Consider the following 20958-nt stretch of genomic DNA (forward strand, 5'->3'; position numbering starts at 1 on the left):
TCCTCGTCTCTTGTGTCATTAACTCGCGCGAACGGCATGCGGTGCCGTCTGCACGGTCGCGCGGCGGCCGAGCATCACGGTGGCGATGACGGCGGCGGCGAACAGCCATGTCGATGGCGTGACGCTTTCGCCGAAAAACAGCGCCGAAAACGCCATCGTGAAGAAAATCTGCAGCAGCTGCACCTGGCCGACGCGCGCGATGCCGCCCATCGCAAGCCCGGCATACCATGCGAAAAAGCCGAGGAATTGCGAAAAGAACGCGACGTAGGCGAATGCGAGCCAGGTCTTCAGCGCGACGGGCCCCGGGTGCATCAGATGCTGCTGCCACGCGAGCCAGCCGACCGGCAGCGCGAGAAACGGCGCGGACACGACGAGCGCCCAGCAGATCACCTGCCAGCCGCCGATCTGCTTCGCGAGCCGCGCGCCTTCCGCGTAACCGAGCGCGCCGATGCCGACCGCGACGAGCATCAGCAGGTCGCCCGCCTGCGGCGCGCCGCCGCCCGCGTGAAACGCGAATGCCACGACAATCGCGCTGCCCGCGAGCGCGCATAGCCAGAACAGCCTCGAGGGCCGCTCGTGCGAGAGCCAGGCCGCGTAGATCGCAACGCACAGCGGTTGCAAGCCGTTGACGACCGCGCCATGCGACGCGGGCACGTACTTCATCGACCAGGCGGAAAACACCGGGAACGCGATCACCACGCCGAGCGACACGACAAACAGGCTCTTGATCTGCGCCCAGTTCGGCAGACGCTCGCGGCGCCACAGAAGCAGCGCGCCCGCGGGCACGGCGGCGACGAGCGCGCGGCCGAGGCCGTTCAGCAGCGGGTGCCATTCGGCGACGACGATCCGCGTCATCGGCAGCGTGAGGCTGAATACCATCACGCCGATCAGGCCAAGCAGCATGCCTTGGGATTCGCGCGAATTCATGGTTTCGACTGCTCCGTTATTTGAGTGTGCGCGGACCGCCTGGCGTGTCGAACTCGGCGACAAGCGTGGGCGTGCCGTCGGTTGCGGCCAGTTTGACCAGATGCGCGGCGCCGAGCCAGTCGAGATGAGCGGCGATCAGGTCGGCTTGCGGATGCGTGGCGGCAAGCGTTTTCAATGCGATGCCCGAGTCGGGCAGGCGGGCGGTCGGATGCAGCGCGGTGTCCCATTGGATCAGCGTCGGCACGATGCCGTCGCCGGCCTGCTGCCAGCTGGGGAATGCGCCGTCGGCGGGCACCGACAGACCCCACGTGAAATCGCCGCGCGTCATCGGCACGATCGGGGCAATCCGCTCCGGATATTGCGCTTGCCAGCGCACGAGATCTTTCGGCCGCTCGACGCGCGCCACCCAGTGCGACAGATACGGGCCGTTTTCGAGCCGTGCGGCGACCGTGGGATCGTCGAGCGCGAACAGGCGCGGACGCGCCGCGCCGTCGGCGGGCTCGGGCGCGTCCGGGTCGATCGCGATGACCTCGAGATAGACGCCGCCCCACAGATTCAGCAGCCGGTTGCTCGTGCGCATCAGCGGATGCGAGCCGCCGCCGGACGGTGCGACGCCGAGTGCGTCGGCGACATATTGCGAGCCTTCGTCGAGCGTGCGGGCCGAGACGACGAGATGATCGAGGCGAAGCGTGTGGACGGTCATGGTGGATCGAACGAACAGTTGAGCAAAAACGGCGGGGTGGGTAGCCGCGCGGCGCAAGCCTTCGCGCGCGGCTGCGGTGAAAAGGTTCAAGCATACCCGGTCGCCTCGCGGCATGAACCCTGCATGAATCCCTTATGGCCCGCGGCTCCGGTATAGATGGCGTGTGGCCGGCGTCCACCGGACCTTCCCCGGCATCAGTCGAATGTATCGTCTGCGACCTGCACAGTAACGGTACAATCGTGCAGGTAGTCCTCGGTACAGTTGGAGTCAGCCATGTCCGTCCCGCTCGAACAGATTCCCGCCCCGCACGACGCGTCCGCGTTGACGCTCGTCGATCAGCTCGTCCAGTGGGCGCGCCGCCGCGTCGACGAACGCGTATTTCGTCCCGGCATGCGCATGCCGTCCATCCGCAAGCTCGCGCTCGACAAAGGCGTGTCGCGCTTTACCGTCGTCGAGGCATACGAGCGGCTGGTTGCGCAAGGCTATCTGGACTCGCGGCGCGGCTCGGGCTTCTATGTGCGCGAGCGCCTCGCCTCGCCGATGCCCGGCGAGCGCCGCGCGACCCACGAAGCCGCGCCGGCGCCGAGCACGATCGACGTCGTCTGGCTGCTGCGCAACATGCTGCATACGTCGACGCAGCCGGAGCGCGGACCGGGGCTCGGCTATCTGCCGGCGCGCTGGCTCGACGGCGAGCTGATCTCCGGCGCGCTGCGCACGCTGGGCCGGCAGAGCGGCGCGCAGATGCTCGGCTTCGGCACGCCGCAAGGCTTCCTGCCGCTGCGCCAGCAATTGCAGACGCGCCTCGAGGAACTCGAAATCGGCGCATCGCCGGAAAGCATCGTGCTCGTGTCCGGCATCACGCAAGGCATCGATCTGCTGTCGCGGCTTTATCTGCAGGCGGGCGACGCGGTTATCGTCGGCGACCCGGCGTGGTTCCAGATGTTCGGGCGCATCGCGTCGCAAGGCGCGCATCTGGTCGGCATGCCGTACACGCCGGAGGGCCCGGATCTCGACGCGCTCGACACGCTGGTGCAGACGTGGCGGCCGAAAATGCTGGTGATCAACTCGGTGCTGCAGAACCCGACCGGCACGTCGCTGACGGCGGCGCAGGCGTTCCGCATCCTGCGGCTTGCCGAAGAGTACGACTTCATCGTCGTCGAAGACGATATCTACGGCGATCTGTGCCCGCCCGGCTATCCGGCCACGCGCCTCGCGAGCCTCGATCAGCTCAAGCGTGTGATCTACCTGGGCAGCTTTTCGAAGACGCTCGCGGCGAACCTGCGCGTCGGGTTTATCGCGTGCGCGCCGGAAATCGCGCAGGCCGTGGCGGACCAGAAGATGCTCGTCAATATGACGACGCCGGAACTCAACGAGCGCGTGCTGTACAAGATCCTCACGGAAGGTCACTACCGGCGCCATGTCGAGCGTCTGCGCGCGCGGCTCGATACGGTGCGCGACAAGGCGTGCCGGATGCTCGAGAAGACCGGCATGCGGCTCTTCCAGACGCCCGGCGCGGGCATGTTCGTGTGGACCGACACCGGGGTGGACGCCGATGCGCTCGCGGCGGCCGGCCACGAAGCGGGTTTTCTGCTGACGCCGGGCAGTCTTTTTTCGCCGCAGCAGTCGCCGACCACCTGGATGCGCTTTAATGTGGCGAATTGCGGCGACCCGGCGCTGCCCGCATTCCTCGGCGAATATCTGGACAGCGTGATCCGGCGCGCGTCTTGACCCCTTGAAATCGTGCGCTGCGCCCCCAATTCGGCGGGCGATCAGCCGATCAGCGTAAGCCGGTTGCGCGTTTATCATGCACGGCGTGCTTGCACGTGGCGCCGCGTGGTGCTGCGTGGTGCTGCGTATCGCCGCGCGAGGCACGCGATGTGCGTCGCGCAAGCGCTGGCGCCGAACAGGTCAGGCTCGCCGGCGGCCGGATGGTCGGCCCCCGGACGGCCGGCCCCCGGATGGCCGGCCCGCAGAATTTCGAATCAACCCGCAATAGAGAGGACCTCCGACCATGGCACAAGAGACCATGAGCTTTCAGGCAGAAGTGAAGCAGCTTCTGCATCTGATGATCCATTCGCTGTACAGCAACAAGGAAATCTTTCTGCGCGAGCTGATCTCGAATGCGTCCGACGCGGCCGACAAGCTGCGCTTCGAGGCCATCGAGAACAATGCGCTGTACGAAAACGATCCGAACCTGCGCATTCGCGTGTCGTACGACAAGGACGCGCGCACGGTGACGATCGACGACAACGGCATCGGCATGAGCCGCGACGAAGCGATCGCGAATCTCGGCACGATCGCGCGTTCGGGCACGAAGGAATTCTTCGGCAAGCTGTCCGGCGACCAGCAGAAAGATGCGGCGCTGATCGGCCAGTTCGGCGTGGGCTTTTATTCGGGCTTTATCGTCGCGGACAGGATCACCGTCGAGACGCGTCGCGCCGGCTTGCCGGCTGCCGAAGGCGTGCGCTGGGAAAGCGCGGGCGAGGGCGACTTCGCGGTCGAGACGATCGAGCGCGCACAGCGCGGCACGACGATCACGCTGCACCTGCGCGCCGATGAAGACGACCTGCTGTCGTCGTACCGCCTGAAGTCGATCATCCAGAAGTATTCGGACCACGTGGCGCTGCCGATCCTGATGCGGAAGGAAGAATGGGATGCGGAAAAGAGCGAGATGGTCACGAAGGAGGAAGACGAGACCGTCAACCAGGCGAGCGCGTTGTGGACGCGGGCGAAGAACGACATCACCGAAGAGCAGTACAAGCAGTTCTATCAGCATCTGTCGCATGACCATCAGGATCCGCTGACCTGGACGCATAACCGCGTGGAAGGCCGCAGCGAATACACGCAGCTGCTTTACGTGCCTGCGCATGCGCCGTTCGACCTGTGGAACCGCGAGCACCGCGGCGGTCTGAAGCTCTATGTGAAGCGCGTGTTCATCATGGACGACGCCGAGCAGCTGCTGCCCACCTATCTGCGCTTCGTGAAGGGCGTGATCGACTCGAGCGATCTGCCGCTGAACGTATCGCGCGAGCTGCTGCAGGAAAGCCGCGATGTGAAGGCGATCCGCGAGGGCGTGACCAAGCGCGCGCTGTCGATGCTCGAAGAACTCGCGAATATGGAAACCGGGCAGGAAACCGGGCAGAACACCGCCGCGGAAGCTGAAAGCGACGCCGGCAAGGAAAAATACGCGACGTTCTGGAAGGAATTCGGCCAGGTGCTGAAGGAAGGCATCGGCGAAGACTTCACGAACAAGGATCGCATCGCCAGGCTGCTGCGTTTCGCGTCGACACAAAACGATACGGACGAGCAGACCGTATCGTTGGCCGCCTATATCGAGCGGATGAAGCCCGAGCAGTCGAAGATCTACTACGTGACCGCCGATACGTGGCAGGCCGCGAAGAACAGCCCGCATCTCGAAGTGTTCCGCAAGAAGGGCGTCGAAGTGCTGCTGTTGACGGATCGCGTCGACGAATGGATGCTGTCGTTCCTCAACGAGTTCGACGGCAAGCCGCTCGCAAGCGTCGCGCGCGGCGATCTCGACCTCGGCCAGCTCGACGACGAGGAAAAGAAGGCGCAGGAAAAGGTTGGCGAAGAACTGAAGCCGCTCGTCGAACGCATGAAAGAAGCGCTGAAGGACAAGGCGAAAGACGTGCGCCTGACGTTCCGTCTCACCGATTCGCCGTCGTGCCTCGTGGCCGACGAGGGCGATATGAGCGGCTACCTGCAACGCATGCTGAAGGCCGCCGGACAGAAGGCGCCGACGATGCAGCCGATTCTCGAAGTGAATCCCGAGCACCCGCTCGTGAGGGGCCTGCACACCGATAGCGCGAACTTCGACGACTGGGCGCATCTGCTGTTCGATCAGGCGTTGCTGGCCGAAGGCGGTTCGCTCGAAGACCCGGCGAGCTTCGTGAAGCGGACCAACGCGCTGCTGCTGACGCGCGCCGGGTAACACCGAGGCGACCCCATTGCGGCGATTTTCGCCGCGCGGGTGAAAACTGTTGATGAGATGTTGAAATGCGCTGCCGTGAATGAACGGCAGCGCATTTTTTTTAGCCTTTGTTCCCTTTTGCTTAGCCGGCGCTTACCAGCGATCGACTCGCGTTCTAACGCTGCGGCGCACGCTCGTGCAGGTTGCGAACCTGGGCCAGCACTGAACCCGCCAGTTCTTTCGCCTGTTCGCATGCATGCGGATCGGCTAGCACCTTGCCCGCTACTTTTCCGATCGCCGCGCTCGTGTGCTTCAACGTGTGATGCTGCGCGAGTGCGGATCCCGCGAGTTCCTTTTCGACCGGCGATGCATTAAGTTTTGCGAGTATTACTGCGGCGAGATGCGCGATCCTATCGGATGTTTCTTTCGAATTCTTAAGCAATTTACACTCCTTTGAGATTATTCTTGATCTAAAGCGAGTGCGTTCGATTGGCCAGAATGAACGCCGATTAAGTATGGTTTACTAACTAAAAATTTTCAACGAAACTGTGTGTCGCAAATGTTGAACGACATGGCTTGTTAGCTGTGTCGTGCGTTGTAAATCGAAGTGAGGGGTCCTGGATGTTGCAATCGGTGTCGGTGCTGGCGGGCGGTCCTGTGCAGGCGGTCTGGTCGGTCTTGCGCGAGCGGGGTTTCGACGCGGCCGAGGCGCTCGCAAGCAGGCTGGTCGCGGACGGCGCATCGCCGCAGATTCACGCTGACCTGTGCGCAAGCGCGGGTCAGTTCGAACGCGCCTATCACAGCGCATCGGCGGCGCATGGCGATGCCGACCCGGGCGAGCGTTTTGTGCGGCTTGCGTTATTCGCCGATGCAATCGGCAATCAGGCCGCGGTGGCCTCAGCGTGCGAACAGGCCATCGACATGTTCGCGCCGGATCGGGCAATCGCATGGATCGCGTGGATGATCGACGAATGCGGCGCGCCGCCTATGGCCGTTCACCTGTTGCGTGCTTACGAAAAGCGCGTGCCGAACGATGCGCGCGCGCCGTGGTGGCTCGCGCAGTTGCTGGCGGCACAGGGCGAAGGCACCGTCGAAGAACGTCGTGACGCGCTGATGCGTGCGTATGCGCTCGATCCGGACGTGCACCCGGCCCTGGCGTTGCAGGTTGCGCTGATCTTCCGCGAGATGCGCGACTGGGACGCGGTGATGCAGGTCGCGCGCCGTGCGTTGTCGAGCCAACCCGCCGATGCGGAACTCGCGTGGCAACTGAGCCATGCGCAGTGGCAACTGGGCGACGCGCGGGCTGCGGAAGCGACGATGCGTGCGGTCGATGCGGCCGTGCCCGGCAAGGCGCCCGTGCTTGCCGCGATCGGCACGTACCAGATGGAGCAGGCGCACTATCGCGACGGCGAAGCGACCCTGCGCGCGGCGCTCGCGCTCGATGCGTCGTGCGTGGAGGCGGCGGTCGACCTCGCGGAGCTCGAATTGCGGCGAGACGACTGGGCATCCGCGTGGCCGCGCTACGAGGCCCGGCTCACGCGTGCGGACCGCGACGCGCGCAACATCGTCAAGGTGATCGAGCGGCACTATCCGCGCTGGCGCGGCGAAGCGCTGAACAGCAAGACGCTCGTGGTGCACAGCGAGCAGGGCAGCGGCGACGATATCCAGATGGTGCGCTTTCTGCCGTGGCTTGCCGCGCGTCTGCGCGACGAAGGCGGGCGGCTGGTGCTGGCCTGCCGGCGTCCGTTGCAGCCGCTGTTCGCAAGAATCATCGAGCATTGCATTGCAATCGAAGACGGCCTGCCTCGCGACGCGCACTACGCGCTGCCGATGATGAGCGTGCCGTTCGCAATCGGTTTGCAGCCGGAGCAAGTCGACGGCGCCCCCTATCTGCAAGCCGACGAAGACTTGAGCACGGTGTGGCGTCAGTTCGTGCGGGCGGAAGGGCAAGCGCTTGCGCAATCGCAACGCTCCGCATCGAGCCGGCCGGTGCTGCACGCGGGGCTCGTCTGGTCGGGCAGCCCGACGCACCGGCGCGACATGCAGCGCTCGATTCCGCTCGAAGCATTGCTGCCGCTGCGCGCGCTGAAACATGTGGTGTTTCATCCGTTGACGCCCGGCAAGGAAGTCGAAACCGAAACGCTCGCGCAACTCGGTTTCAATGTTTGCAACCTGACAGCGCGCTATCAACAGGGCTTCGACGATGTTGCCGCGCACGTCGCGGCGCTCGATGTGCTCGTGACGATCGACAGCGCGCCGTTGCATCTGGCCGGTGCGCTCGGTCGACCGGTGCTGGCCATGCTCGATCATGTGTCGCATTGGTGCTGGGGGGCAGGAGAGTCGCAGCGCTGGTATCGGTCGGTCGAGCTGTTTCGGCAGCCGTCTGTGGGCGATTGGGCGCCCGCGGTCGAGCGGGTCGCGGAGCGGCTGGCGGAGGGGCTCGCGGAACGGCACGCGGAAGGGCTCGCGGAAGGGCTCGCGGAAGGGCACGCTGAGGGGCACGCGAAAGGGCACGCTGAGGGGCTCGTCGAATGAACGCGCGTTGAGGGACGGCGAAAGGTCACGGCGGTAGTTCGCCGCAGCAGGAGTTCACCGCCGCCGTTCGCTTCGGCGACGAATTGCAGCGACGGATTGCATCGACGAATTGCATCGGTGAATTGCATCGGTGAATTGCAGCGGTGCAGCGCCTCGAAACATCGCGGCCGGCGTCACTGCGCCGGCCAGCCGCGCACCCTATAATGCGGCGCATGCCTACCCGCTTCGATCCTGCGGACGCGCGCTGGCGTGTCGACCCGCTTCCCGGCTTTTCCCCCGACCAGAAAGACTGGCTGACCCGCGGCGGTTCGCTGACCGCGCACTTGCGCACGCTCGGCGCGGTCGCGGTGCGCGTGACGCGCGAAGCCGTGGCAATGCCGTGGGATGACGAGCATCACGCGCTTGGCGTCGCGCCGCGCGCGCCGGTGTGGGTGCGCGAAGTCGTGTTGTCCGTCGACGGTGTGCCGTTCGTTGCCGCGCACAGCGTTGCGCCGGTCGCGGCGAGCACCGGTGTCTGGCAGGCGATGCGGCGCCTGCGCACGCGGCCCTTGGCCGAGTTGCTGTACAGCGACAGCAGTGTCGCGCGCTCGCCGCTGGTCAGCCGGCGTTTGACGGCGCGGCATCCGTTGTTTCGGCTTGCTGCGCGCGAGATCGACGAGCACAGGGAGCGGTGTCCGCATGCGCTCGTCGCGAGGCGTTCGGTGTTCGAACGTTACGGCGCGCCGTTGATGGTCACGGAATGTATGTTGCCCGCGCTGTGGGCGCATCTCGCGGCGCGCTCGGGCCTGCTCGTCGCGCAGCGCCGGCTGATTCCACGCGAACATGGGCGCTCGCTCGAGCATACGGCGGCGCGCTCGCATCAGGTCGGGGTGCATGCAGCACATACGGTGCGTGAGGCCGATCGCCCCGTCACGAGCGAAACGTCGCAGATCCCAAAGCGCTGAAGCAAAGCGAGAAACGTCATGACGCTGAAGCGGTGTTTCCCGCCGGTGGTGGACCAGAACACGAGCGTGCTGATACTCGGCAGCCTGCCCGGCGAAGCGTCGCTCGCTCATAACCAGTACTACGCGCACAAGCAGAACCGGTTCTGGGCGCTGGTCGGCGAAGTCATCGGCGAAGACCTCGTTGCGATGGACTACACCGACCGTTTGCGCACGCTGCTCGAACACCGGATCGGCCTGTGGGATGTCGTTGCGCAAGCGCGGCGCGCCGGCAGCCTCGACAGCCAGATACGCGATCACGCGAGCAACGATCTCGTCGCGCTCATCGAAACGCTGCCTTCGCTGGTCGCGATCGCGTTCAATGGCGGCACGGCGGCGAAGATCGGTGAGCGGGCGCTGGGCGGCCTTGCAAGTCGATATCGGATACTAAGGCTGCCGTCGACGAGCCCTGCGCATGCGTCGCTATCGTACGCGGCCAAGCTCGTTCAGTGGCGGGAGATCCGGCCAATGCTATCCTTCGCTTCGCCTTAAATCCCAGCGCCTCGCGCGCACTCTTCATCAATGACGAAACTGATCAAACGCGCTTCGGCCGAAGCGCGCGCCTTCCGCCATCATGGCGACGACGCACTCGCGTCGCGGCAAAAACTGCATCGCAACAACCGCCACGCCAACCGCCACGCGTCGCGCAACGAAGACCGTCTCGACGACGCGCCGCAAATCGAAGCCCCGCGCAAACCGCGCTTCGCTCCGGTCACGTTCTCGGAAGAGGGTGGCGTGCGCTATCTGCATTTCGGCACCGAGTGGGTGCAGGGCGCCATGCGTCTGCGCAAGCCCGATCACATCGAACTCGAATACGCGCAGCAGATGATGGCCTGGCTGCTGTTCCTCGAAACGCCGCGGCGTATCGTGCAACTGGGCCTCGGCTCGGCCGCGCTGACCAAGTTCGCGTATCGCTTCCTCAAGCGCGCGAAAGTCGAAGCGATCGAACTGAACCCCGCGGTCGTCGTTGCCGCCCGCACGATGTTCGAACTGCCGCCCGACGACGCCCGTCTGACCGTGCGCGAAGCCGACGCCTGGGATTTCGTCAACGATCGCGCCAATCACGGCACGGTCGGCGCGATGCAAATCGATGTCTACGATGCGACCGCGCGTGGCCCGGTGCTCGATAGCGTCGCGTTCTATCGCGCGGTGCGCGCGTGTCTCACGCAAGCGGGCATCGCGACGATCAACCTGTTCGGCGATCATCCGAGCTTCGTGCGTAACATGAAGCGCCTGAACGAAGCCTTCGACGGACGCGTGTTCGCACTGCCCGAAGTGCACGAAGGCAACCGCATTGCGATTGCATTTTCGGGTCCGCCGTTGCACGTGCCTTTTGCGCTGCTGCAGCAGCGCGCCAGGCTGATCGAAAAGGAACTCGGCTTGCCGGCACGCCAGTGGCTCAAAGGCCTGCAAGCATCGACCGGGCAGAACGGCGACGCGTTCACTATCTGAACGTGAACCGCTGTTTGCGTTGCCGCATGAGCGACTGCACGAGCGATTCACACGCTCGATCGGAAAAATTGCCGGCAAGCACCTGACATGACCGGTCAAAGGCGGCGAACGCTTCGGGTCCGCCCGGCTTGACCGGTCATTCAACGCTCTTATACTCTTTCGAAGCTTCCCCAGGGCGCACGGCCAGTCGTCCCGGGACGACTGGCCGTCGAACACGGGCCACCTCACAAATCAAAAGCAACCGCGTCGCATGGGACCGGAGTCGGCGCCAGGGCTGCAGCGCCAGGGCCGCGACCGGTCGACGCGCTGCATGGACAAGGGGAGACACGTCATGGCTGACGACGCCGACGCCAAGGCAAACGCCAATGGAGCCGCCAACGGCGGTACGCACGCAAAGACCCGCACCGGCGCCAGCCAATCCAGCAAGCACTGGCTCTGGCTCCTGTTGTTGCCGTGGATCGCGATGATCTGGGTGCCGTCCTATAACAGGATCGAGCCGCAACTGTTCGAATTCCCGTTCTTCTACTGGTACCAGTTGCTCTGGGTGCTGATCAGCGCGGTGATCACGGCGCTCGTCTACTTCAAGACCAGATCGAAATCAGCGAAGTCTGCGAAAACAGCGGAATCGTCGAAGTCGCATCCGCAAGGGGGCGCATGATGAATGCGATTGCAACTTTCGTCTTCGTGCTGTTCTTTATCGGCGTGACGATTCTCGGCTTCGTCGCCGCGCACTGGCGGCGCGGCGATCTCGCGCATCTCGAAGAGTGGGGACTCGGCGGCCGCCGCTTCGGTACGATCGTCACGTGGTTTCTGCTCGGCGGCGACCTGTACACGGCCTATACCTTCGTCGCCGTGCCGGCGCTCGTGTTCGGCGCGGGCGCGACCGGTTTCTTCGCCCTGCCTTATACGATCCTCATCTATCCGTTCGCGTTCGTCGTGTTTCCGAAGCTGTGGAGCATCGCGAAGCGCCACGGCTATGTGACATCCGCCGACTTCGTCAGCGCGCGCTACGGCAGCCGCATGCTTGCGCTGGCCATCGCCGTGACCGGCATCGTCGCGACGATGCCGTATATCGCGCTGCAGCTGGTCGGCATCGAAGTCGTGATCGGCGCGCTGGGCTTCGATACGACGGGTTTCGTCGGCGACCTGCCGCTGATCATCGCGTTCGCGATTCTCGCCGCCTATACGTACACCTCGGGGCTGCGCGCGCCGGCGATGATCGCGGTCGTCAAGGACGTGCTGATCTACATCACGATCGCCGCCGCGATCGTGTGGATTCCGCCGCAACTGGGCGGCTTCGGTCATATCTTCGCCGCGGTGCCGCCGGCGAAACTGCTGCTGAAAGCGCCCGACGTATCGAGCCTCAACGGCTACAGCGCGTATGCGACGCTCGCGGTCGGCTCCGCGCTTGCGCTGTTCCTGTATCCGCATTCCGTGACCGCGATTCTTTCGTCGTCGTCGGGCAATACGATCCGCCGCAACATGGCGATGTTGCCCGCGTATTCGCTTGTGCTGGGCCTGCTCGCGTTGCTCGGCTTTATGGCGCTCGCGGCCGGTGTGAAGGACATGCCCGAGTTCGCGCCGTACTTCAAGGCATTTGGCCCGAACTTCGCGGTGCCCGCGCTTTTCCTGCACTTCTTCCCGTCGTGGTTCGTCGGCGTCGCGTTCGCGGCGATCGGCATCGGCGCGCTGGTGCCGGCGGCGATCATGTCGATTGCGGCGGCCAATCTGTACACGCGCAACATCCACAAGGAATTCGTCAACCGCAAGATGACGCACGAGCAGGAGACCAACATCGCGAAGATGGTCTCGCTGATCGTGAAGGTCGGCGCGGTCGCGTTCATTCTCGGCTTGCCGCTCACGTATGCGATCCAGCTGCAGCTGCTCGGCGGCATCTGGATCATCCAGACGCTGCCCGCCATCGTGCTCGGTCTCTATACGCGCGTTCTCGACTACCGCGGCCTGTTGCTCGGCTGGGCGGCGGGCATCGCGACCGGCACGTGGATGGCGGTTTCGCTGAAGCTCGCGGGCTCGATCTACACGATCCATATCGGCGACTACGCGATTCCGGGCTATGCGGCGGTGTGGTCGCTGGTCGTGAACCTTGTTGTTGCCGTGGTGGTTAGCGTGCTCGTGCGCGCGGTCGGCATGAAGGGCGCGGAAGACCGGACGCGGCCGGAAGACTATCTCGACCCCGTCGAAGGCTGATCCACCGCGGATCGCATCCGCCCTTCCACTGAGCGTGGCGCAAGGAGCCCGCGGCACACGCCGCGGGCTTTTTTATCCGGGGCCGGTGTCGTGTGCCGCCGCGCAGCGCCGGCGCCCCGGGTCATACTTTCTGAAATCAAACAAAAACAAAACATTAACCATACGATTAAATTTCATTTTGAAATGTTTCTCACAGTTTGAAACGTTCGCTAAAGAAAAGCCCTTATGCGCCGTAAATGAATGCATTGCAGAAATTCAAATAAAGGCCTCGGGGTTTAGCACATGCATGTCTCGATCAAATCGCGTCTCGCTCTGGCGATGGCGCTGCTCTCCGTGCTGTTGCTCGTTATTGGCGGATTAGGCATTGCGGGAATGACGAACGCGAACGACGCAAATCGCGATACGTATAGCGACAAGCTGCCGAGCGCGACCGATATCGGCGATGCGGAAATCGACTTGCAGCGCGAGCGCTCGGCACTGTTTCGCGCGGCGCTCAATCCGGCCGCGGCGGATCTGCGCGGCATCATTACCCATTCGCGCGACTATCGCACCGAGGCGCGTGCGGCACTCGACAACTATATGAAGCTGCCGCGCACGCCCGACGAAGACCAGCTGGCGCGCGACATGATGGAGCGGCGCAGTGCGATGGACGCGGGGCTCGACGCGTTCGGCGCCGCGCTGCTCGGCGGCGACGGTACGCAGATCATGAAGTCGGCGCTCTCGAATAACGATCTGTACGCCGCGTATCACAACGCGAGCGCGAAGCTGCGCGCCTATCAGTACGCCGCTGCCAAGGAAAATTTCGAAGCGCAAGAGCATACGTTTGCGCTGTTCCGCACCATTACGATCGTGTCGATGGCGCTCGGCCTGTTGACCGCGATCGGCAGTTTCCTGAGCCTGCGTCGCGCCATCTCGCATCCGCTTGCCGATGCGCTGTCGCATTTCGACGAAATCGCGCAGGGCGATCTCACGCGCTCGATTCACGTGAAGTCGCGCGATGAAATGGGCCAGTTGCTGCAAGGTATCGCGAACATGCAGGAGCGCCTGCTGCAGACCGTACGTAACGTGCGCACCGGCAGCGAAGCGATCGCCACCGCTACGCGGCAGATGGCGGCGGGCAATGTGGATCTGTCCGCGCGCACCGAAGAGCAGGCTGCCTCGCTGCAGGAAACCGCGGCAAGCATGGAGGAGCTGACTTCGACGGTCAAGCACAACGCCGACAACGCGCAGCAGGCGAGCCAGCTCGCCGCCACCGCCCGGCACGTGACCGTGGACGGCAATGAGATCGTGAGCCAGGTCGTCGAGACGATGAACGGGATCGGCGACAGCTCCGGCAAGATCGCCGAGATCACCAGCATCATCGAAGGTATCGCGTTCCAGACCAATATTCTCGCGTTGAACGCCGCGGTCGAAGCCGCGCGAGCGGGCGAGAACGGCCGCGGTTTCGCCGTCGTCGCCGCGGAGGTGCGTTCGCTTGCGCAACGTTCGAGTTCGGCCGCGAAGGAGATCAAGGATCTGATCGGCACGTCGGTCGATCGCGTGCGCGTGGGCACCGAACTCGTCGCGCGCGCGGGCAGCACGATGGAGCAGATCAGCCAGTCGATCGAGCGCGTGCACGACATCGTCGCCGAGATTGCGGCCGCGTCGCAGGAGCAGAGCCGCGGCATCGAACAGGTCAACCAGGCCGTCTCGCAGATGGACCATGTCACGCAGCAGAACGCTGCGCTCGTCGAGGAAGCGGCGGCGGCGGCCGCTTCGCTCGAAGAACAGGCGAGCCATTTGCGTGCCGCCGTGGTCAGCTTCAAGGTCGAGCAAGGCAAGACCGCGGCACTCGCGGCACCGCGCGTGACGCGCCCGGCGGCCGTGGCGCCGTCGCGCGGCAAGGCGAGTGCGCCGGCGGCTCCGGCGGCAACCGCGTTACCTTCGGCGCGTGCCGTGCGCCGCGCGAACCCGTCCGTCTCCGCTGCGGCCGTCGAACCCGAACTCGCGGCCGCGACGCCCGCCGCCGAGCCCGCCGCGAGCGGGCCCGCGCGGGACGATCAGGACTGGACCACGTTCTAACCGCATCTGCGGCGCGCGGACACCCGCGCGCTGCATTCCGCAAGCGGCTGCCGCGCACGCGTCTGGCCGCCGCGATTCGAATCGAATCGCTTCCGTGAACACGAACGCACCGGCGAAATCACGCTGCGTTTTCCCTGCCAATTGACGATCCACACTGCCCGATGAAAAACGACGACCAGCCGCGCAGAAAATTTCTGCGCCAGGTATTCACCATTCTTCCCGCCACAGCGATCGCACCGGTGATCGTGACGCAAGAAGGCTGCACGCCGTCGCATGCGACGGACGGCGCCGGCGCGGCCGCGACGGTACCGGGCACCACGGCCGCCGCCGCGAAATACGCACCGACCTTTTTTACCGCGGCCGAATGGGACTTCATCCACGCCGCCGTCGACGAGCTGATTCCCGCGGACGACACCGGCGCCGGCGCGCTTGAAGCCGGCGTGCCCGAATTTATCGATCGCCAGATGGAAACGCCGTATGCCTATGGGCGGCTCTGGTACATGCAGGGGCCGTTTCATCCGGAGGCCGTGCCCGAGCTTGGCTATCAGCTGGGTCTGGTGCCGCGCGACGTCTACCGGCATGGCATCGAGGCGTGCAACGCGGCATGCGTGCGCGATCACGGCAAGGTATTTGCCGACTTGCCCCGCGCGACGCGCGTGGCGGTACTCGAACAGCTCGAGGCGGGCAAGCTGCCTCTCGATGCGGTGCCGCCGAAGCTCTTCTTCGGCACGCTGCTGAAGAACACCAAAGAAGGTTATTTCGCCGACCCGATGTACGGCGGCAACAAGGGCATGTCCGGCTGGAAGATGATCGGTTTTCCGGGCGCCCGGGCGGACTTCGCGGATTGGGTCGAACAGCCGGGTGTGAAGTACCCGCTCGGCCCGGTATCGATTCTCGGGGAGCAGGCATAACGATGGCAATCAAAAAAGACAAAGTCGATGCGGTGATGGTCGGGTTCGGCTGGACCGGCGCCATCATGGCGATGGAGCTCGCCGATGCGGGACTCAACGTGCTGGCGCTCGAGCGCGGTGAAATGCAGGACACCGCGAACACCGCCAAATATCCGAACATCGCGGACGAACTGGCGTATGCGGTGCGCGGCAAGCTATATCAGGATCTGTCGAAGGAAACGCTCACGTTCCGCCATTCGCCGGACGGCCTGGCTGTGCCGTATCGTCAGCACGGTGCGATGCTGTTCGGCAACGGCGTCGGCGGCGCGGGCTTTCACTGGAATGGCCTGACGTGGCGTCCGCAGGCATCGGACCTGCAATTGCGCACGCACTATGAGCAGCGCTACGGCAAGGCGTTCATTCCGGACGGCATGACGATTCAGGATTTCGGCGTGACCTACGACGAACTCGAGCCGTATTTCACGCACTTCGAGGAAGTCGCCGGCATTTCGGGCAAGGCCGGCAATCTGAACGGCAATCTCGTGGCAGGCGGCAATCGCTACGAGGCATGGCGCAGCAAGGAATATCCGACGCCGCCGCTCAAGGACATTTACGGCGCGCAGCTCTTTTCGCGTGCCGTGCGCGAACTGGGCTACGAGCCGTTCCCGATTCCGGCTGCGAACGTGTCGACGCCGTACACGAATCCGTATGGCGTGCGTCTCGGCCCGTGCAACCTGTGCGGCTTCTGCGAAGACTTCGGCTGCTACATGTATTCGAAGTCGTCGCCGCAAACCACGATTCATCCCGTGCTGTTCCAGAAGAAGAACTTCGAGCTGCGCACGCGCTGCCAGGTGCTGCGCGTCAATCGCGACGCGAGCGGCAAGGTCGCGACCGGCGTCACCTATATCGATGCGCAAGGGCGCGAGATCGAGCAGCCGGCCGACCTCGTCGTGCTCAGCGCGTTCCAGATGCACAACGTGCGGCTGCTGCTGCTCTCCGGCATCGGCCAGCCGTACGACCCGGTCACCGGCGACGGTGTGGTCGGCCGCAACTTCGCGTATCAGATGAACGGCGGCGTCAACGCCTTCCTCGCCAAAGGCACGCAGCTCAATCCGTTTATCGGAGCGGGCGCGGCGGGCCAGGCGATCGACGACTTCAATGGCGATAACTTCGACCATGGCCCGCTCGGCTTTATCGGCGGCGCGAACGTGCGGCATATGCGCACCGGCGGACGCCCGATCGGCCAGGCGGGCGTGCCGAAGGGCACGAAGCCGTGGGGCAGCGGATGGAAGGCCGCGGTGCAGGACAGCTACCAGCGGATGATGACGATCGTCGCGCAGGGCTCGGTGATGTCGTATCGCGACACCTATCTGAGCCTCGACCCGACCTATAAGGACGCGTACGGGCAGCCGCTGTTGCGCGTGACGTTCGACTGGCACGACAACGAGCACAAGATGACCGAGTACACGGTCGGCCAGGCCGCTCGCATTGCGCGCGTGCTGACCGATCACGTCGATGTGAACGCGCGCAAGTCGGGCACGCACTTCGACACGCGCGCCTACCAGAGCACGCATACGACCGGCGGCGCGGTGATGGGCGCCGATCCGAAGACGAGCGTGGTGAACCGCTATCTGCAGAACTGGGATGTGCACAACGTGTTCGTGCTGGGGTCGTCGGCGTTCCCGCAGAACTTCGGCTACAACCCGACCGGGCTGGTCGGCGCGCTCAGCTACTGGTCGGCGCGCGCCATCCGCGAACAGTATTTGAAGAACCCCGGCCCGATGGTGCAAGCATGAGAGACGCGCTCACAAAGATTCGTTCCTGCGTGGCGATCGCCGCCGCATTCTCGCTGTTCGCGGCGAGCGGCGTGTCAGCCGCGGCCTCGTCGAATGGCGCCGGCGTCGATGATGCCGCGCTCGTCAAGCGAGGCGAATACCTCGCGCGTGCCGCCGACTGCGCCGCCTGCCATACGGCAAAGGGCGGCAAGCCGTTCGCGGGTGGACTGCCGCTGCAAACGCCGATCGGCACCGTCTACTCGACCAACATTACGCCGGATGCGTCGACCGGTATCGGCGGCTACACGTATACGGACTTCGACAACGCGCTGCGGCACGGCACGTCGAAGGCCGGTTATACGTTGTATCCGGCGATGCCGTATCCGTCGTACGCGCGCATCCAGCCCGACGACGTCAAGGCGCTCTACGCATACTTCATGCACGGGGTGGCGGCGGTTCAGCAGCCGCGCACGCCGAACGGCATCCGCTGGCCGTTGTCGATGCGCTGGCCGCTCGCGTTGTGGCGCGCTGCGTTCGCGCCCGAGGTCGCCGCCAGCGCGAATCCGCCGGCCGCGGACAGCGAAACGGTGTCGCTCGAGCGCGGCCGTTACCTCGTCGAGGGCCTCGGGCACTGCGGCGCGTGCCATACCTCACGCGGCGCGCTGCTGCAGGAGAAGGCGCTGACCGACAACGGCGGGCCGGCCTTCCTGCAAGGCGGCGTGGTCGAGCAGTGGTTCGCGAACAGTTTGCGCGACGACCGCGTGGACGGCCTCGGCGACTGGACGCGCGACGATATCGTCACGTTCCTCAAAGCCGGTCGCAATGCGCATTCGGCCGCGTTCGGCGGGATGCGCGATGTCGTGCTCGACAGTACGCAGTACATGACCGATGCGGACCTGAACTCGATCGCGACGTATCTGCAGTCGCTCGCGCCGGCGCGTCAGCAGGCCGCGCTCGCCTACTCCGACGAGGCGGCGCTTGCACTGCACGCGGGACACACCGGCATGCGCGGCGCCCGGACCTTCCTCGACAACTGCGCGGCGTGCCACCGGTCGGACGGCAAGGGCTACAACGGCGTGTTTCCGCGGCTCGCGCTGAGCGCCACGGTCAACGCGCAGGACCCGACGTCGCTCGTGAGCCTCGTGCTGCACGGCGCGTCGATGCCGGGCACGCAGCAGGCGCCGACCGTGTTCACGATGCCCGCTTTCGGACAGCGCCTCAACGACCAGCAGGTGGCGGACGTCGTGACGTTCATTCGCGGCGCGTGGGGCAATCAGGCGCCGGCGGTCGATGCGGACGAAGTGCGGCGCATCCGCAAGAGCAGTCAGACGAGCAGTCAGATGAGCAGTCGATGAAGTGACACAATGCGCGTTGCATCCGTTACGCGCCGCATCAGCACGAAGTTGCCCGGCCACGCCTCACGCGCGCGCCGGGCAATTTTCTTTGCACGGGCGGCCCGGGCGTGGACGAGGTGCGCGATACTGCGCACAGCACGCACTGACCTGACGCGAAACCTCCCCTCGAAACGACTGCGAGACGAATATGGCTCTGGACGATTCGGAACACGCCGCCGACGGCGCGGCCGGCGCGAACGTCGTGCCCCGCCGCTCGGCGCTTGCGCGGCTGTTGCGCACGGTGACGTCGCCGTACTACCGCTACCGCAACGCCAAGGTGCTGCACGGCATACGTGTCGGTGCCGCGATGCTCGTGTCGGTGGCACTGATTCGCGCGCTGAACGTGCCGTATGGCATCTGGGCATCGATCACCGTGCTGATCGTGATCGGCGGTTTGCAGCACCACGGCAATATCCGGCGCAAGGCGCTCGAACGGACCGTCGGCACGCTACTCGGTGCCGGGCTCGGGCTCGCGTTGATCGTGCAGCACAGCCTGTTCGATTCGATTGCGGTGACGGCGATCCTGATGGCGGTTGTGGCGGGCGTCTGCGGCGCATTTGCGATCGGTTCGTACGGCTATATGGCTTTGCTGACCGCGATCACGATGTGCATCGTCGGCGGCTTCGGCGACCACCAGGTGTCGGAAGGGCTCTGGCGCGCCGCCGACGTCGCGATCGGCACGATCATCGCGCTCGCATTTTCGTTTGCGCTGCCGCTGCACGCCACCTATACGTGGCGCTACCTGCTCTCCGACAATCTGCGCGACTGCGCGCGCATCTATACGCGCATGGCGCACGGCGACTGGCTTTCCCCTGAGGAACAGTCGACGATGTTTCTGCGCATGGCGCGGCGGCTCGTGCAGCTGCGCACGGTGATGCCCTGGGTCGCCAAGGAAATCGAAGTCGCACCGGGGCGGCTCGATCAGATCCAGCAATTGCACCGCATGCTGTTGAGCGCGCTCGAAATCATGTCGAACGGCGTGTTGACGCGTGCCGATCCGGCGATGCGCGCCGGGTTTGCCGGTCAGTGCGGACGCGATGCCACGGTGGTGCGCTCGGTGCTGCTCGAGCTGGCGCGGGCGCTGCGTTTTACCAATGTGCCGCACTTCCGGATGCCCGACGCGTTGCCGCCGGCGCTGCTCGATCCCGCCGCGGTCGCGAAGGCCGCCGCCGAGTTGCAGGGGCCGTGCTGGCTCAACGAGCGCGTCGTCGAGCAGGTGGAGCGCTTGCGCGCGCTGCTCGTCGAGACGGAACCGGCGTGGAACATCGAGCGCCGCACGCGCATTACGCACCGTCATGAACATCAGCGGCAGCATTGACGGTTGAGGCGGCGGCGCGCCGGGCCTTTGATCGGGCCCGCCTTCACATCAAGTGCCGCCTTCGAATCAGCCTGCCATCAATCAGCTCTGGTAGCCCTTGTCGTGCGGAATCGTCACCATCCACATGATGCCGAAGCGGTCGACGAGCATGCCGAAGCCCTCGGTCCAGAAGGTCGGCTGCCACGGCATCATCACCTTGCCGCCGTCGGCCAGCGCGTTGAAGAGCTTCTCGCCCGATGCCTTGTCGTCGGCGGTCAGCGACAGGCTGAAGCCGCTCGGCGCACCCTCGCCGGGTTCGCAGTTGCCGTCGGACCCCATCAGTTCGGTCGTGCCGATACGGAATGTGCAATGCATGATCTTGTCTTCGGTGCCGGGCTTGGGCGTGTGCCCGGCGTTCGGCGGCGCGTCCCTGAAATGCGTCTGGAACAGCACTTCGGCGCCGAGCTTCTCGCGATAGAACGCGAGCGCTTCTTCGCAGCGGCCGTTAAAGAACAGGTAAGGCTGAACTAGCATCGTTGTCTCCCGGAAATGGACACGTCAGTTGCCGTGTCGGTTGCCATCGCGATTGCCGCGACGGTCAATGTGTGGGCCGCCTCGTCAGCGGAACACATGTGCAAACGATTCTAGTCGGCGAGCCTGCCCGCACTGTGAAAGTTTGTTGGCGCGGCGTGCGGTGGATCTGGAAGACGCGGGGAGCGTGGGAACGTGGGTACGCGGAAACGTGGGTACGCGGAAACGTGAGAACGTGAAAACGAAACGGCGCGTGCGGCTCGCATGCCGCACG

Annotated in this window: 17 protein-coding genes; 13 read left to right on the forward strand and 4 right to left on the reverse strand. The window is 64.9% G+C overall.

Translation table 11 applies throughout. The annotated features are described in order from the left end of the window. Positions 1 to 18 precede the first annotated feature (18 nt). Together ACYPXD_RS12800 and ACYPXD_RS12805 are read right to left on the reverse strand one after the other, a co-directional pair. Complete coding sequence (locus ACYPXD_RS12800; protein WP_459711637.1) at positions 19 to 927, reverse strand: DMT family transporter; 909 nt, start codon at positions 925 to 927, stop codon at positions 19 to 21. Between the two features lie 16 nt (positions 928 to 943). Beyond that, the gene (locus ACYPXD_RS12805) at positions 944 to 1630 is read right to left on the reverse strand and encodes a VOC family protein (RefSeq protein ID WP_459711640.1); all 687 of its coding nucleotides are present in this window, start codon (positions 1628 to 1630) and stop codon (positions 944 to 946) included. A 273-nt stretch (positions 1631 to 1903) separates the two neighbouring features. On the opposite strand from ACYPXD_RS12805, the gene ACYPXD_RS12810 reads away from it, so the two are divergent. Both ACYPXD_RS12810 and htpG read left to right on the forward strand, forming a co-directional pair. Beyond that, positions 1904 to 3358: an aminotransferase-like domain-containing protein gene (locus ACYPXD_RS12810; RefSeq protein ID WP_459711644.1), complete on the forward strand. Its 1455-nt coding sequence runs from the start codon at positions 1904 to 1906 to the stop codon at positions 3356 to 3358. A 283-nt stretch (positions 3359 to 3641) separates the two neighbouring features. Further along, on the forward strand, positions 3642 to 5582 hold the full coding sequence (gene htpG / locus ACYPXD_RS12815; protein WP_459711647.1) for a molecular chaperone HtpG: 1941 nt from the start codon (positions 3642 to 3644) through the stop codon (positions 5580 to 5582). Between the two features lie 154 nt (positions 5583 to 5736). On the opposite strand, the gene ACYPXD_RS12820 is transcribed toward htpG, so the two are convergent. Next, positions 5737 to 6003 (reverse strand): hypothetical protein, encoded by a 267-nt coding sequence (locus ACYPXD_RS12820; protein ID WP_459711650.1) that lies wholly within the window; start codon positions 6001 to 6003, stop codon positions 5737 to 5739. Positions 6004 to 6182: 179 nt separating this feature from the next. On the opposite strand from ACYPXD_RS12820, the gene ACYPXD_RS12825 reads away from it, so the two are divergent. The 11 genes from ACYPXD_RS12825 (at position 6183) to ACYPXD_RS12875 (ending at position 20174) form a co-directional block, all read left to right on the forward strand. Then, on the forward strand, positions 6183 to 8096 hold the full coding sequence (locus ACYPXD_RS12825; RefSeq protein WP_459711653.1) for a tetratricopeptide repeat protein: 1914 nt from the start codon (positions 6183 to 6185) through the stop codon (positions 8094 to 8096). Between the two features lie 212 nt (positions 8097 to 8308). Further along, positions 8309 to 9040 carry a chorismate--pyruvate lyase family protein gene (locus tag ACYPXD_RS12830; protein WP_459711656.1) on the forward strand — a complete coding sequence of 244 codons (732 nt, stop codon included), beginning with the start codon at positions 8309 to 8311 and terminating at the stop codon, positions 9038 to 9040. Between the two features lie 18 nt (positions 9041 to 9058). After that, a complete protein-coding gene (locus tag ACYPXD_RS12835) occupies positions 9059 to 9568 on the forward strand; it encodes a DNA-deoxyinosine glycosylase (protein WP_459711658.1) in 510 nt (169 codons plus the stop codon). 30 nt (positions 9569 to 9598) lie between these two features. Further along, a complete protein-coding gene (locus ACYPXD_RS12840; RefSeq protein WP_459711661.1) occupies positions 9599 to 10528 on the forward strand; it encodes a class I SAM-dependent methyltransferase in 930 nt (309 codons plus the stop codon). 442 nt (positions 10529 to 10970) lie between these two features. Beyond that, positions 10971 to 11186, forward strand: a complete 216-nt coding sequence (locus ACYPXD_RS12845; protein WP_459713269.1) for a DUF3311 domain-containing protein — start codon at positions 10971 to 10973, stop codon at positions 11184 to 11186. Beyond that, the gene (gene mctP, locus ACYPXD_RS12850; RefSeq protein WP_459711663.1) at positions 11186 to 12736 is read left to right on the forward strand and encodes a monocarboxylate uptake permease MctP; all 1551 of its coding nucleotides are present in this window, start codon (positions 11186 to 11188) and stop codon (positions 12734 to 12736) included. The genes ACYPXD_RS12845 and mctP overlap by 1 nt, the downstream gene beginning before the upstream one ends. A 282-nt stretch (positions 12737 to 13018) precedes the next feature. Beyond that, a complete protein-coding gene (locus ACYPXD_RS12855; protein ID WP_459711665.1) occupies positions 13019 to 14797 on the forward strand; it encodes a methyl-accepting chemotaxis protein in 1779 nt (592 codons plus the stop codon). A gap of 161 nt (positions 14798 to 14958) precedes the next feature. Continuing rightward, a complete protein-coding gene (locus tag ACYPXD_RS12860; protein ID WP_459711668.1) occupies positions 14959 to 15708 on the forward strand; it encodes a gluconate 2-dehydrogenase subunit 3 family protein in 750 nt (249 codons plus the stop codon). A gap of 2 nt (positions 15709 to 15710) precedes the next feature. Continuing rightward, positions 15711 to 17483 (forward strand): GMC family oxidoreductase, encoded by a 1773-nt coding sequence (locus tag ACYPXD_RS12865; protein ID WP_459711671.1) that lies wholly within the window; start codon positions 15711 to 15713, stop codon positions 17481 to 17483. After that, positions 17480 to 18817 (forward strand): c-type cytochrome, encoded by a 1338-nt coding sequence (locus tag ACYPXD_RS12870; RefSeq protein ID WP_459711673.1) that lies wholly within the window; start codon positions 17480 to 17482, stop codon positions 18815 to 18817. The genes ACYPXD_RS12865 and ACYPXD_RS12870 overlap by 4 nt, the downstream gene beginning before the upstream one ends. Before the next feature lie 187 nt (positions 18818 to 19004). After that, positions 19005 to 20174 carry an FUSC family protein gene (locus tag ACYPXD_RS12875; RefSeq protein WP_459711675.1) on the forward strand — a complete coding sequence of 390 codons (1170 nt, stop codon included), beginning with the start codon at positions 19005 to 19007 and terminating at the stop codon, positions 20172 to 20174. A gap of 81 nt (positions 20175 to 20255) precedes the next feature. On the opposite strand, the gene ACYPXD_RS12880 is transcribed toward ACYPXD_RS12875, so the two are convergent. Next, on the reverse strand, positions 20256 to 20687 hold the full coding sequence (locus ACYPXD_RS12880; RefSeq protein WP_459711678.1) for a VOC family protein: 432 nt from the start codon (positions 20685 to 20687) through the stop codon (positions 20256 to 20258). Positions 20688 to 20958 lie beyond the last annotated feature (271 nt).

The organism is Paraburkholderia sp. 2C, assembly GCF_054589215.1.